The 15,169-nt window shown below is 40.1% G+C and carries 12 protein-coding genes; 9 read left to right on the forward strand and 3 right to left on the reverse strand.

All coding sequences use genetic code 11. The features are described from left to right. Nucleotides 1-2 precede the first annotated feature (2 nt). From H6731_01860 to H6731_01875, 4 genes are all read left to right on the forward strand, one after another. Nucleotides 3-1,196: a pyridoxal phosphate-dependent aminotransferase gene (locus H6731_01860; GenBank protein USN51179.1), complete on the forward strand. Its 1,194-nt coding sequence runs from the start codon at nt 3-5 to the stop codon at nt 1,194-1,196. A 3-nt stretch (nt 1,197-1,199) separates the two neighbouring features. Further along, nucleotides 1,200-1,967: a DNA repair protein RecO gene (gene recO, locus H6731_01865; GenBank protein USN51180.1), complete on the forward strand. Its 768-nt coding sequence runs from the start codon at nt 1,200-1,202 to the stop codon at nt 1,965-1,967. 99 nt (nt 1,968-2,066) lie between these two features. Then, entirely contained in the window at nt 2,067-2,780 is a 714-nt protein-coding gene (locus tag H6731_01870) for a hypothetical protein (protein ID USN51181.1), read from the forward strand. A gap of 105 nt (nt 2,781-2,885) precedes the next feature. Continuing rightward, on the forward strand, nt 2,886-4,148 hold the full coding sequence (locus tag H6731_01875; GenBank protein USN51182.1) for a serine/threonine protein kinase: 1,263 nt from the start codon (nt 2,886-2,888) through the stop codon (nt 4,146-4,148). Nucleotides 4,149-4,285: 137 nt separating this feature from the next. Here H6731_01875 and H6731_01880 read toward each other — a convergent pair whose 3' ends face one another. Then, nucleotides 4,286-5,101, reverse strand: coding sequence for an IS5 family transposase (locus H6731_01880; GenBank protein USN51183.1), 816 nt, complete (start codon nt 5,099-5,101; stop codon nt 4,286-4,288). Between the two features lie 77 nt (nt 5,102-5,178). On the opposite strand from H6731_01880, the gene H6731_01885 reads away from it, so the two are divergent. Further along, nucleotides 5,179-6,414, forward strand: a complete 1,236-nt coding sequence (locus H6731_01885; protein USN51914.1) for an FAD-dependent oxidoreductase — start codon at nt 5,179-5,181, stop codon at nt 6,412-6,414. A gap of 372 nt (nt 6,415-6,786) precedes the next feature. On the opposite strand, the gene rsmD is transcribed toward H6731_01885, so the two are convergent. Next, the gene (gene rsmD / locus H6731_01890) at nt 6,787-7,353 is read right to left on the reverse strand and encodes a 16S rRNA (guanine(966)-N(2))-methyltransferase RsmD (protein ID USN51184.1); all 567 of its coding nucleotides are present in this window, start codon (nt 7,351-7,353) and stop codon (nt 6,787-6,789) included. A gap of 72 nt (nt 7,354-7,425) precedes the next feature. On the opposite strand from rsmD, the gene xth reads away from it, so the two are divergent. After that, nucleotides 7,426-8,190: an exodeoxyribonuclease III gene (xth, locus tag H6731_01895; protein ID USN51185.1), complete on the forward strand. Its 765-nt coding sequence runs from the start codon at nt 7,426-7,428 to the stop codon at nt 8,188-8,190. 8 nt (nt 8,191-8,198) lie between these two features. Next, nucleotides 8,199-11,735, forward strand: coding sequence for a transcription-repair coupling factor (gene mfd / locus H6731_01900; protein USN51186.1), 3,537 nt, complete (start codon nt 8,199-8,201; stop codon nt 11,733-11,735). 18 nt (nt 11,736-11,753) lie between these two features. On the opposite strand, the gene H6731_01905 is transcribed toward mfd, so the two are convergent. Beyond that, nucleotides 11,754-12,698 carry a fatty acid desaturase gene (locus H6731_01905; protein ID USN51187.1) on the reverse strand — a complete coding sequence of 315 codons (945 nt, stop codon included), beginning with the start codon at nt 12,696-12,698 and terminating at the stop codon, nt 11,754-11,756. A 458-nt stretch (nt 12,699-13,156) separates the two neighbouring features. Here H6731_01905 and H6731_01910 point away from each other — a divergent pair, with 458 nt between their 5' ends. After that, nucleotides 13,157-14,269: an S-(hydroxymethyl)glutathione dehydrogenase/class III alcohol dehydrogenase gene (locus tag H6731_01910; protein USN51188.1), complete on the forward strand. Its 1,113-nt coding sequence runs from the start codon at nt 13,157-13,159 to the stop codon at nt 14,267-14,269. Between the two features lie 34 nt (nt 14,270-14,303). Then, nucleotides 14,304-15,155 (forward strand): S-formylglutathione hydrolase, encoded by an 852-nt coding sequence (gene fghA, locus H6731_01915; GenBank protein USN51189.1) that lies wholly within the window; start codon nt 14,304-14,306, stop codon nt 15,153-15,155. The last annotated feature ends 14 nt before the right edge of the window (nt 15,156-15,169 follow it).

A 15,169-nucleotide genomic window follows, 5' to 3' on the forward strand; every position in this document is an offset into this window, starting at 1 on the left:
TAATGACGAAACTAAGCATCAGTGAGCGAATAATAAATATGAAAGTATCGGCAACGTTGGGAATGGCGCAAGCTGCCCAAAAGCTTAAAGATGCTGGAGTTGAAGTTAAGGTATTGAGCGCGGGGGAGCCTAATTTTAATACTCCATCGGTTATAAGTGCGGTTGCTAAGCAATCAATTGATGCTGGTAAAGTACACTACACACCCGTTCGCGGTACTAAAAATATTATCAGCGCTATGCAAGAAAAATTTAAGCGTGATCAAGGCGTTGATTATGATGAAGACCAGCTTATGTGCACTGTGGGCGCCAAGTCAGCTATCATGATGGCGCTTGATGCAGTGGCCAATGAAGGCGATGAAGTCATTGTGTTTGCGCCTTACTGGGTTTCTTATTTCGAACAAGTAAAGCTTGCTAGAGCTGTTCCTGTAGTAGTAAATTGCCAAGCTCAAAATAATTTTATGCCGAGTGCACAGGAGCTTAAAGCAGCGATAACCAGCAAGACAAAGGCTATAATTTTAAATTCTCCCAATAACCCAAGCGGAGGAGTGATTTCTCTTGAGCAGCTCACACAATTAGCTGATGTGTTAAAAGATAGCAGTATTTGGCTTATTTCAGATGAAATATATGAAAAACTTTTATTTGATGGTCATAAACATTATTCTCCAGCTGCCATCAATAACGACATGTATAAGCGCACTATTCTTATTAGCGGAGCGTCAAAAGGCTATGCCATGACTGGCTGGCGAGTTGGTTTTGTGGGAGCTTGCAAAGAAATTATTTCGGCAATGAATAAGTTGCAAGGACAGCAAACTACGTGCTTACCTGAGTTTATTCAAGATGCAGCTGCCTATGCTCTGCGGGAAGATGAACATGTGAGAAATGCCATAAAGTCTATGAACGACGCTTATCTAGAACGGCGAGACGTGTGTTTAGAGCGCTTTAAGACTATGCCGCAGATAAAAGTATTTAAACCTCAGGGTGCATTTTACATTTGGGCTGATTACTCACAAGTTATTAAACAGAAAAAATTAAAAGATGATATTGAACTTGGCGTAAAACTTCTTGAAGAAGCACACGTCGCTATGGTTCCAGGTACTCCTTTTGGAGGTCCAGGATCTTTACGAATGAGCATTGCTTCTTCTATGAATGACATCAACCAAGCGATCGATCATATTGAAAAGTGGATCAATAGTTAAGTTATGACACGTTCGCGTTCAGTATTTGCTCGTCCAGCTGTGCATGGTGATGCTTTTGTTACTTCAAGTGTTCGTTATGGTGAAAAAGATTGCATCGTACGGTTGTTATTGCGCGATAAAGGACGCAGGGTGGCTTTTTTTAAAAATGGCTTAGCCGCTAGAAAAGGAGCTAGTACTCTGCAGGCACCGAGTTTGGCAAAAGTGGCTTATGTGGAGATGAGCGATAATAAAATGCCGCGTTTGATATCTTTTGATATTGAGCCTGGGAGTTATGCTTTATCGCTCAGAGCTTTTGCTTATGCTTCTTATATTGCTGAGTTAATTGAAGTGATGGTGCCCGAAGAAGAAGAGTGTGAGCCAATTTATTTGTTGGCTGAAAAAGCTGTTTATTTGCTTAGCAGCATGGGGGCCCACTCATTTATTTTAAGAGCGTTTGAACTCAATATGCTTGAGTTTTGTGGCTATTTGCCTGATTTTGACGAAATAGAAAGTGGCTATAACGGAAATATTTTTTATGATCCTATAGCGTGCCGTTTGATAAAAGAGCCAGTTGGGCAATCTTTTCCGATAACAAACTCTTCACTTAAACTTGCCAAAACCCTACTTGGAGGCATTCCAGAAAATGCCGTATCCGAAAATTTTGATGACCTTATGAGTTTAGGGCGTATTTTTCACAGCCGTCTTAGAGTGTTGGGCATTAAAGAGCTTAAAAGCGTGAGCTTTTTGAAGCAATTGTCGGGAAAGATGGCTGTCGGGAGTGGCCAGACCTAAAAGAGAAAGGTAGTAAATTAGTGTTTGGGCATGGTGGTAGATAAAAATTAGCACCTTGGCTTTCTTTAAAAAACTGTTTTTAAGCGTTGGGTGAGATCTATGTTTACGACTCTTATATCTTTTGCCGTAGCAGCGGTTGTGTTTGGGCTAATCAATTTTTTCTTTGGAGTTATTGGCGCTGTAGTGCCAAGCCTCATAGCACTGATTGCCGTATTTTTCCTTATCTCACGCAGTTTAGGAAAAAAACTTGAACATGCAATGAAGGGTTTGCAAGCAGATTTGATGAAGGGGCAAAGCGATAAGGCGATTATTACACTCAAGAACATTCAATCTCGCTATGGTCATTGGCAGTTTTTCCTAAAATCTACCATCGATGGGCAAATCGGTTCTATCTATTATATGAAAGGTCAATTTCAAATAGCCAAACCTTTTTTAGAACGTGCCTTTGTGCGACATTGGGTGGCTAAGGCTATGCTCGCTTTGGTATATTATCGCGAGAAAAAAATGGATAAAGTAAACGAGGTTTTTAGAGATACCACCAAGCATGTAAAAAAAGCAGGACTATTATGGAGTTTGTGGGCTTATTGCGTGTGGCGAAATGGGGATATTCAAAAAGCTATTAGTATCTTGAACCAGGGAAAAAATTATTTGGGCGATAAAGACCCACATTTAGCACAAAATCTCTTATCCTTACAAAATGATAAAAAAATGAAAATGAAAGCTTATGGCGAGCAGTGGTATCAGTTTCAACTAGAATTTTCGCCTGCGCAAACTCAAGCTCGTCAAGGACGAGTTCGTTTCCAAAATCGTTAATAAATATAAATGATTAATAGCAAATCAAGTAAAATGATTTGTGAGTGGTGTATATTTTGTTAGATTAAATAATGACTTTATTGTGTAATATTATGGAGTATGTGAGTGCTTTTAACTTGTAATAGCTGCCATAAGCAATATGTTGCATCTCACACGATGAGTGATAGAAATTTCGTATGCAGCAATTGCAAAGTTCGGCAAAAAAATCCCCAGCCCACCAAGTTGGGCATTCATCCTGCTTTGGAAAAAAAATTTGGAGAGCAGTCGCAGACAAAAATGTACTCCTCCAGCACTTTAGGAAAATCGAGCCACCATGGAGTTTTTGCAGGACGTAACAGCATTGAAAAAATCAAAGAAATGAACTCTATGCCTTCGATTCCTGGTTTTGATATTTCCTATCAAGTTGGCCGTGGAGCGATGGGAAGTGTGTACAGGGCCCGCCAAATCAAAACTGGGCGATTGGTAGCAATCAAGGTATTGAGTTATGAGTTATCGCAACGAACTGATTTGATAGCTCGTTTTGAACGTGAGGCCTATGCACTGAAGTCTCTTTCAAATCCCAATGTTGTAACGGTTATCGATGCTGGTCATATTGGTGATGTGCATTATTTTGCTATGGAATTCATTGATGGGATCACCTTAAGGACTCGTATCAATCGCGGTCCAATACCTTGGCGAGAAGCTCTTTTAATTACCGGTCAAATCCTCAATGGATTGATAGCTGCTCATAAACACGGAATCATTCATAGAGATTTAAAGCCAGAAAATGTATTGCTAGCCTATCCTGATAGCGATTTTAGTCGGCTTCCTTCACGTGTCGTGCTGGTGGATTTTGGTTTGGTAGGAATTGGGGGACTTGCTTTTGATCCTCACCCCAATCTTACGCGAAGCAAAGTTACTATGGGTACTGTAAATTACATGGCACCAGAACAGCATGTAGATGCAAAAAGAGTGGATCATCGCTCAGATTTATATTCCTGCGGCGTAATATTATTTGAAATGCTCACTGGAGATTTACCTCTTGGTCGTTATTTGATGCCTAGTGAACGAGGGGATGATAAAGGAGGCCCTCCAAAAGAACTCGATAGTTTGCTTGGCAGTGCTCTTGCTCGTAATCTCAATGAACGCTTTGTTGATGGAAAGGCATTCTTATCTGAGTTAAATAAAATTATTGTTCAAGAAGAAACCTCTTTAACCAACGATTCAGAAGAAAAAAAAAATAAAAAATATTTTAAATTTTTTAATAAGAAAAATAGCTATGCTGCTCTCGTAATCTTAGCTTCCTTGTTCTTTGCTTTTGGCATTAAACTTTCGCTTAATAAAACTCTGCCGCAAAAAAATGAACAGGCGGCTGCTATTAATGATTAAGGCACTAGCTGGCTTTCAAAGGTTCCGTTGTTGGCCTTGCTGCCAAAGATTATTGGCAAGTAAAAATATCTTTGGCAGAAGCACTGATCTTTTCCTAACGCCAAAACGTGCTAAGAGGCTGTAAAAAAAATCAAATCTCAGGTGGTAAGCCAATTTTCCAATCGTCTGATACATAATCTTGCATTAGCGATGTAGTTCATTGATTCCTGATGCTTTGTATTCTTCTCATAGTTACGCACCAGACGCCTATTTCGATTCAGCCAAGCAAAAGTTCGTTCTACGGCCCAACGAAATATTTGTGGTACAAACCCCTTTTGCCCTTTTAAACGTTCCGCAGTTTCTGTGCTTACGCCTACTCTCAAGCCTGAAGACAAATTCTTATATGCGTTATCTCCAAGAATCTTCGCTAATCTGGGAAACTTCTCGCGCTTATTGAGCTCAGTAACCAATTCCTCGCCGGCAACCCTATCAGATACATTTGCTGCGGTACAAATGCATAGGAGCATCAATCCCATCGTATCAACAACGATGTGGCGCTTTCTTCCATTAATCTTCTTTCCCCCATCCAAACCACGCTCATCTACTCCTGGTTCCGCTGTCTGTGATTGGGAGTCGATGGAAACAAGTGAGGGGCTTGCATCTCTGCCAGCACAGGTTCTGACTATTGCCACGAGAATGCAGTTTAAGACCGCCCACAAACCAGAAACAGACCAGGTGCGAAAATAGTGATAGACAATACCGTGAGGAGGAAAGTCATTGGGTAAACAACGCCACACACAGCCGTTCTTTAAAACATAGAATATGGCATCAACTATGCTCCGAAAGCTATAGACACGACGTCTGCCTCGTTTGGCGTTAGCAGGAAAAAGTGGCTCAATCACTTCCCAGGCACAATCTGACAAACAGGTCTCATACAAGCACGACATGATATTTCCTTTCAAAAAGGTTTTCACGTCATACTTTCGTCACAGCGACATTTATTGAACCAGAATTGCCAAATTGATTTTTTTTACAGCCTCTTAGAGTTGAACTGGGTGCTTCTTTTATCGATAGCGACCATCAGTTAATTCAATCTCTTGCTCATGAACTTGGACTTAATTTGGTAAAACTCAAAAACCCTCAAGGCGGCAGAGAAAATCGTATTTACTGGTTCGATAAACTCGTAACGCCCGATAACTTATTTGAATCTTTTTTGCCAACTCTGAAACAAATTCAATCAGATATAGATCAGATCGCAAAAGAGAGAGAATTTTTAAAACCTGAGCAGTTATCGTTAAAAGAAAATAAGCTCGATCAACTCACTATTGAGCAATATCTAAAAAACCTGAACGCTCCCCCACTCTTTATGCGACTTGCCGACGCGACTCAATTTACCGAGTATGGCGCACGCATCAATAAGCTTAACGCTCTTTTACTGCATGAACTCATTAGTATTGACCTAGAAAATAAATATTTTGTCATGGATGGCAATTTGGGTGATGAAGGACAAAAAATTGAAGGTGGAAATTCATTACTTACAGATAAGCTTGCGAAAGAACTTACCTATCCAATCAATTTTAGTCATAAACTTTTAGAGATTTCTTTTAAACAAGAGAACAATACCTATAAATTGCTCTTTGAGAACGACACTCACCACAAACTCATCGAAGCCGACTATGTGATTGTGGCACTACCAAATCCAGTACTAAAAAACGATATTAAAATGGACCATAAAACTTTGCTCACACCAAAAATCTCTCGCGTTATTAACGAACTTGGCTACGGCAATGTAACAAAATTCATTATGAAATTTTCCCAGGCACCGTGGCGAAAAAATACGTCAGATTTAGCAGAAATAATGAGTGACAACTACGATATTTGGGACAGCAGCTTTCATGAAAAAGGCAATAAGCTTTTTCACTTGACCATTTACATGGGTGAGCCGCAATCACTAAAAAACATGGAAGACTCAGCCGACCTATTCGCCAAAAAAGTTCTCGAGCATCTCGAGAGGCTCTATCCAGACATACATAAATTTTATCTTGGTTATGAACCATCAATTCATTGGCCGAGCAACCCACTTTTCCAAGGTGCATTTTCGGGAGTGCTGTTACCTGGGCAGTGGCATATGCGAAGATTTATGCAATCACCAGGCGTGCACAATCTTGCTCTTGCTGGAGAGCAATGGAGCTTTGAGCATGCAGGCTTCATGGAAGGTGCACTCGAATCAGGCCAGTGGGCTGCTGACTACATCGGTAAAAAAGTATTGGCATACCAAAACAACTAAAGTTGACTATTTGAAATAGTTTTTTGACGGCCTTCGTAATTATTTTTGACCACTATCAATTGTTACCCGTTTTGACCACCATCACGTGTCATCCCCGCCTACGCGGGGATGACAAGGGAATGGCGGGAATGACAAGGGATAATGCTCAAAATGACACGTGATGGTGGTCTAATCCGAGATGGCAAGTAATAATGATCAAAACGATAGGCAGTCGAGAACATCTCGGCTTGGTCAAACAAATCAAGGAAACTCTCAAAAAACTACGAAGAACTGCTTGCTTCTACTATTTTTATTCATTTAGCAATTGCAAATATTTTGCTAACACGGCTTAAAAACGCCAATTTTTGATTCTCAAAACAATCTCTTAGCTCTTTAGTGTTGAGCTTTTTGCAAAATCAAAACCCGCGTGCCGCCGTAAATACGATCGCGCTCAATCTTCCACTTTTCGGTGATATTGAGTTTTTCTTTCTTAAAGCAACGAAACACAACAATGCCATCATCGTTGACCACTTCATCTAACTTATCAAAAAATTCTGTTCCTAAGACCACACTATAAGGAGGATCTACAAACACCACATCTGCTTTTTCTTGTGCTTTTTCAACAACATGTAATGCATCACCCAAAACCAGTGTGCATGATTTAGCAAGCTCTAAAAGCTCGATATTTTTCTTAATGACCGCAGCAATCGCTGAATTTTTTTCAATAAAAGTTACTTTTGAGGCTCCTCTTGAAAGAGATTCGAAGCCATGTGCTCCGCTGCCGGCAAAAAGATCAAGCACGGTACTACCTGGCAAATGGGGCTTTATCATAGAAAAAACTGCCTCACGCACTCGATCAGGAGTTGGTCGCACTACATTTTCATCAATCAATTCAGGTATTAAAAAACGTCTGCGCACCAAATAGCCGCCTGTAATACGCATGCTTTTATTTTTAGGCATAGAACCGTCCTTGTTTTAAAAAAAATAATTTCATATACACGTTCGTGTTATTTTTCGCTTAGGGCTTTATGTATGCGCATAGTTTCTTGGAATGTAAATGGTATTAGGGCCGCAGTACAAAAAGGCCTGCATGAAAAAATCCCAGCGCTTCACGCTGACATCATCGGACTTCAAGAGATTCGCGCGCAAGAAGCTCAGATCATGCCTTTAATAGATTTTTTTCAAGGCTACCATCTTTATTTCAGCACCGGCATGAAACCCGGCTACAGCGGTGTGGCATTGTTTTCAAAAAATAAGCCCAATGACGTAATCAGCGAACTTGGTGAAAAATTTGATGCCGAAGGTCGCTTCCAAGCAGCTTTTTTTGATGATTTTTGCCTGGTCAACGCATATTTTCCCAATGGATCTGGCAAAGACGGTGACAACAGCCGCGTGCCCTACAAATTAGAATTCTACGATGCAGTAAAAGATTTTCTTTCACGCTACAGCATGCCCAAAATTATCATCGGTGATTTCAACACTGCTCATCAAGAAATTGACTTGGCGCGTCCTAAGGCCAATCAAAACAAAAGCGGTTTTCTTTTAGAAGAACGCGAGCATTTCACTCACTTTATGGGCGATGAATTTATCGATACTTTTCGCATGCGCAATCATGATGCAGGACACTATACGTGGTGGAGTAACCGCGCAAATGCACGGGAAAATAACGTAGGTTGGCGCATTGATTATGTGCTTGCATGCCCACAGATCAATAACAAAGTAAAAGATGCCTTCATTTGGCCTGATATTTCGGGATCAGATCATTGCCCTGTCGGTATTGATTTAGATTTAACTTAAGTTTTTTTATGACATTAACACAACTTATTTCAAAGCTTGCCCCTGCTTCTACCATTCACGCCAAAGCCAAGCTCTCTTTGGAACTCATTGCCAGTCAGTTGGCCCATAAAAAGCCACTCATCATCATCAGCAATGATTCAGAAAAATTTTCTGCACGTTTGAAAAATCTGAATTTTTTTTGCAAACATACAGTCATGACCTTGCCCGCTGATGACAGAAACATCATGCATGCCACCAGCAGTGATCCTCTTGTAGCGATGGAAAAATGTGCTGCCCATTTTAAAATTTCCACAGGCGAGATTCCGCCCATTTTATTGGTGCAAGCTCAAGCTTTACTAGAAAAATTTCCTTCACCCAAAGAGCAACAAAAACATGCCATATGGCTCATAACCAATGACACCATTGCTCGAGATAATTTGATACAATCCCTGTTCATGCTTGGCTACAGCAAGGTTTCAACAGTAATCGACAAAGGCACCTTTGCTGTCAGAGGAAGTATCATTGATATTTTTGCCAACGGTGAAAAAAAACCTATCAGAGTCGATCTTTTTGGCGATACCATCGAAAGTATCAAAAGTTTTGACGAAAACACCCAGCGCAGCATTGAAAATATTGCATCGATCATGATTGGCGGTGTCAGAGAAATATTTTTAGATGATGAGACAAAATCCCGTGCTGAAGAAAAATTAACAGCTCTCGCCGACCAAATAAATTATCCCACCAAAAAGCTCAATGAAAAACTAAAAGATATCGAAAACGGTCTTAGTTTTTACGGCATAGAAAAGCTCCGACCAGCTTTTTTCCATGAGATGAGCTCTTTGCTCGAGATCATTCTTTCATCGAGCGAAGAAAAAAATCGTCCTCTTGTGTTATTCGATGATCAAGAAGCCATTTTTGATACCCTCAAGAGTTTCGAACAAAATATCGATGAAGCACACCAAACGGCATTGCTCCGTGGGGATTTATTATTCTCACCCAAAGATTATTTTATTTCCCCAGATGAACTATCAGCACTATTAAAAAATTTTTCGTCTATCGATTGCAATCGCGGATCTCTACAAACAAATGCTAGTAATGTCTTTAATTTTAATTCTCGCGATACCGATTTTATCCGCCAAGAAATTATGCAAAGCTCTATGAGCATCTCAAAAGATGAGGAACCGCATCTTTTAAAACCGCTTGCAGCAAGTATCAAAAAACTTCACAGCGATAATAAGCTTATTATTATTAACCTTTCATCCAAAGAGCACGAACGAGAAACAAAAAATCTTCTAAAACCTTTCGGCATCAATATCGAAAGTTATAACAATACTCTCGACTGGCAAGAAGATTTTAATAAAAAATATAAAGCGCACGTCCATGCCTTTAGCTATATCAGCAAAAAGACGCTCGCCTTTGGTGGAATATTTGACGAGCTCAAACTTGCCTTGATCGCCCAAGACGACATTTTTGGCAAACGTACCAAACGTCAAGGTGGACATGGAAAAAAGAAAGGGTTTTCAACCAGCCTTAGTGATTTAGAAAACGGAGATTTTGTTGTTCATGTCGATCACGGAGTTGGTCAGTTTAAAGGGCTGGTACGACTAAATCTCAGAGGAGTTGATAATGATTATATTCTCATTACCTATGCTAAAGATGAAAAACTCTACCTACCTACTCATCGGATCAATCTGATCAAAGCTCACGGCCAAGTCGATGGCAACGTAAAAGTTGACAAGCTTGGTGGTAACGCATGGCAGAGCAAAAAAACTAAAGTCAAAGAAGCTGTCATGGCGATGGCGCAAGATTTACTCAAGCTTTACGCCAAACGAGAGATCACTGAACGTCCTCCATTTTTGGCTCCCGACGCGCATTTTTATGAATTTGAAGCAGCCTTTGAATTTGAAACCACACCCGATCAACAAAAAGCTATCGACGATGTTATTTCCGACATGCAACGCAAACAGCCTATGGATCGCTTGGTGTGCGGTGATGTTGGCTACGGCAAAACCGAAGTTGCTATGCGCGCGGCAATGCTTGCAGTTTTGAGCAAGCGCCAGGTTGCGATCCTGGCACCAACAACCGTGTTAGCTCAACAACATGGCATTACTTTCAATAAGCGTTTTAAAAATACCGGCGTCAATATTGCGGTGCTCAGTCGCTTTCAAAGTACTCAAGAAATCAAAGCCACCTTGCGTGCATTAAAAGAAAACAAAGTAGATATTGTTATTGGTACTCACCGTTTACTTTCGCCAGATGTAGAATTTGCCAACTTAGGGCTCATGGTTGTCGATGAAGAACAACGCTTTGGTATCAAAGCTAAAGAACATCTCAAAAAAATGCGTACTTTGGTTGATGTTTTAACAATGTCAGCAACACCTATTCCCCGCACTATGCAGATGAGTTATTTTGGTTTGCGTGACCTCAGTGTCATTGAAACCCCACCAATAGATCGAAGAGCCATTCAAACTTCCATTGTGCAGTTTGATGATGCAGTTATCAGAGAAGCCATCATGCGAGAAATTTCTCGGGGCGGTCAGGTTTATTTTGTGCACAATCGAGTTCAGTCGATCAATGCAACGGCTCACTATCTACAAAATCTCATTCCTGAAGCAAAAATTTCTGTTGCCCATGGACAGATGGGTGAATCAGAGCTCGAGAAAAAAATGCTCAGTTTCATGAATCATGAAATCAATGTTTTAGTGTGCACAACCATCATCGAAACTGGAATTGATGTTGCCACAGCCAATACCATGTTTATCGACGATGCCGACGATTTTGGACTCTCGCAGCTTTATCAATTAAGAGGACGAATCGGAAGAAGCAAAGAAAGAGCGTTTGCATTTTTATTGGTTCGCACAGCGCGAGAAAATTTAACAGCTATAGCAAAAACTCGTCTTGAAATTTTGCACAAATTTTCAGAATTGGGTGCTGGTTTTAGAATTGCGCAACACGACCTAGAATTGCGCGGTGCAGGCGATCTGTTGGGTAAAAATCAACACGGACACATGGCCGCTGTGGGTTATGATCTCTATGCAGAACTATTGAAAGAAGCGGTAAAAGAACTCAAAGGTCAACATCTCGAAGATGCCATCGACCCTGAAGTAACTTTACCAGTAAGTGCTCTTATTTCCGATAAATACTGCCCGGATCTCCATGAACGAATGAGTTTTTATCAACGACTTGCCAGCGCTGATAGTCCTCAAAAAATCGACGGAGTTATTTTGGACTTGGAGGATCTCTATGGCGACGTACCTCCAGAAGTTCATGCATTACGAGTTAGCGCTCTCATCAAACTTGATCTTAAAAAAATTCATGCACTGAAACTTGAAATTAGTAGAGCTACTGATGGAAAGCATTTATCTATATCCATCAGTCTATCGAAGCAAAGCAATGTTGATCCAAACAAACTTTTAACAGTGATGAAAGAAAAGGGAGCACTACGCGTAACCCCACAACAAAAAGTAGTACAACTGATCGGCATTGGCAGCCCAGATATCAATGAAGCGATGCTCGAAGCAAGCAGGCTCGCTGTTGATAATGTGAAAGTTAATTTGCTTTTGTAGACTCTAGGTGCGCTTTGTCTAAGATTGTTTCGTCTGATTTTTATTTATCAGAGCGCGAAAATTATTTTTATGCAACAGCAATAGATTGCTTTCTTTATGGATAATATCCTGCTTTAGTACCTCGCTCAATTTTGGCAGAGCATACCAAGGAATGCAAGGATATGCATGATGTTCGGCGTGAAATGGCATATTCCACATAATAAAATTTAGTAGTGACCCAAAGGATAAAGATCGAGTTCGTTCAAAAATACTGCCATCATGACTAAGACCGTCATGTTCTGCGGCTAAATAAAAACTTAAAAGGCTATGCCCCAATAATAACGCCATAAAAAAGCCATAATAATCAGAAGTAAAAATTAATCCTAAATGCAATAAAATAACGAACCGAGCTTCCCATTTCACTCGTGACCAATTTTTTTCATTTATAAATGGCAAAAATTTATTTTTGATGAAAGATCCGCGACCAATGGCTGCTGCGATTAACATTGAAATTTTCATAAGCAGCAAAGGAAGTCCCGTTAAAAAAGATAGATACATAAACCACGAAGAGGATATTTGAGCAACAGGTTTTCCCAATAGAGTTACTTCAGGATCGAGTAAAACTTTGTGAGTGTATCGGTGATGAGCAGCATGAAAATCTCTAAAAAGAGAAGGAGAATAAAAAATAGGCACAGATACTAAAAAACAAACAATATCGTTAATCTTCTTTTGCAGAAAAGTAGTTCTATGAGCAGTTTCATGTGTAATAGCAAATAGACTCATGCTAAAAATGGCCACAAAAAAAAATGCAATCCAGTAAATTATTGAAGCTTTATCCTGAGGCCACAAAATTGTTATGGCACTAAGGCAAAAAAGTAAATACTGCTGAAAAAATCGTTTATAAGACAAAGCGTTATCGTTTGCTTTGAATTCCGATAATGTTTGCTGATCAAGCTTATGACTATGATAAAAATTTTCTCTCATAAAAAATCAATATTCATAAATTTCACGTTCATAAAATACCAGCAAGGCAATTTTTTCATAAGAAAAAACCTCGCTCCCCCCCTGTTTAACAGCTAAAAATTTTTATTATGCAACCTCATTTTCTCAGCACTATTTTATATCTTAAGAGATTTTCTACACTTACTCATCAATAGCAATATTTTATTTTCAAAATGATTTTTAACATTCTTTGATATCGACAATAATTTTTCTTCATCAAAAGTTAACAGCACAATTTCTTCAGGTAGCTGTTCGGCACATTGAGCAACTATTTCACTGTAGCTATGAATAGTAACTCCCCACATATTGAAAAAAAAGAAATTTACTGTTTGATACTTTCCTATTTTTGAAGTTCTTTGCTGCTCTCACTCTTAACTTGTTGTTATTGATAATCAATGTTATCGAAAAAATAAAAAAAATCCTTTGCCAAGGAGCAATGCATGAAATCACGAGCTGCCATCGCTTTTGAAAAATCCTCTCCTTTAGAAATTTGTGAAATAGATGTTGATGCCCCAAAAGCGCGCGAAGTATTGGTTAGACTTAAAGCAAGTGGTGTATGCCATACCGACGCCTATACCCTCTCTGGTGCTGATCCTGAAGGAGTTTTTCCGTTAATTCTTGGCCATGAAGGAGCCGGAATAGTCGAGGATATTGGCTGCGAAGTAAGTTTGGTTAAACCTGGTGACCATGTTATTCCGCTCTACATTCCGGAATGCGGCTCATGTAAATTTTGCCTTTCACATAAAACTAATTTATGTCAAAGCCTGCGTGTTACCCAAGGACAAGGCCTCATGCCCGACGGCACCAGTAGATTTTCCTATAAAGGCAAAAAAATTTTTCACTACATGGGCACTTCAACTTTTTCCGAATACATCGTGCTCCCAGAAATAGCGCTCGCAAAAATTAACAAGCAAGCTCCTTTAGAAAAAGTGTGTCTTTTAGGCTGCGGCATTACCACTGGTATCGGGGCGGTACTAAAAACTGCTCAAGTTGAACCTGGATCTAGTGTTGCTGTCTTTGGACTCGGCGGTATCGGTATGAGTGTGATTCAAGGAGCAGTCATGGCGCGTGCACAACGCATTATTGCTATAGACATCAACGAAGATAAATTTTCTTTGGCAACATCTTTGGGTGCTACAGAGTGCATCAATCCCAACAAACTAAATAATGATCTCGTTTCATATTTGATTGATCTAAGCGATGGCGGAGTAGATTATTCTTTTGAATGCGTCGGCAACGTGGAATTAATGCGGCAGGCTTTGGAGTGTTGTCACAAGGGCTGGGGCAAATCAACCATCATCGGAGTTGCTGGGAGCGGAGAAGAAATTTCTACCAGACCTTTTCAACTGGTCACCGGTAGAGTGTGGCAAGGCAGTGCTTTCGGTGGTGTTAAAGGGCGCTCAGAACTTCCTACATTTGTCGATGACTATCTCGAGAAAAAAATAAAAATCGATGAAATGATCAGCGCTTACTATCCGCTTTTGGATATTAACAAGGCTTTCGATGCCATGAAAAATGGCAGTGCTCTTCGTTCTATCATCACATTTTCCTAATTTTTTGCATATTTAAAAGCTCCAAGAGGTATCTATGTCTGATCTAAGGCTCAATAAAAAAAGTTTATGTTTCTCTGGGCAAACTGCTTACTACACTTTTAATTCAGCGGTGTGCCAAGGCCCAATGAATTTTTCTATCTTTTTACCCAAAGCGAGTGAGACACAAAAATGTCCGGTTTTGTTTTGGCTTTCGGGACTCACCTGCACCGAAGAAAATTTCATGGCAAAAGCTGGAGCTCAACGAGTTGCAAATGAATTGGGATTAATAATTGTATGTCCCGACACCAGCCCACGACATGCAAATATCCCTGGTGAAGGTGATTGCGAACATTTGGGTTTAGGCGCTGGGTTTTATGTCGATGCAACCCAAGCTCCGTGGAGCAAAAATTATCAGATGTATAGTTTTGTCTCAAAAGAACTACCAAAACTTATTGACGATAACTTTCCTACTGTTCCTTGCGCCAAAGGTATTTTTGGTCATTCCATGGGCGGACATGGAGCTTTGATGGTGGGTCTTAAGAATCAAGACTTATTTAAATCTATCTCGGCATTTGCTCCTATCTCATCTCCCAGCACTTCCCCTTCGGGTCAAAATGCCTTTCGTGTCTATTTGGGCGAAGATCAAGAGCTTTGGAAACATTACGATTCAAGTTTTTTGATAGCTCACGCACAAAAAAAAATGCCCCTCTTGGTTGATCAAGGCAATTCTGATCATTTGATTGACACAAGCTTACGGCCAGAAAAACTCAGTGATGCTGCACAAAAAAATGATTACCCTCTCACCTTGCGCATGCGGCCAGGCTATGACCATAGCTATTATTTTGTGGCCACTTTTATTGAAGAGCACCTTAGGTATCATGCTGAAATTGTAAAAAATTATTGCTAGCCGCTGTTGGCATT

It is taken from the genome of Myxococcales bacterium (genome assembly GCA_023898405.1).
GTDB lineage: Bacteria > Myxococcota > UBA727 > UBA727 > JABDBI01.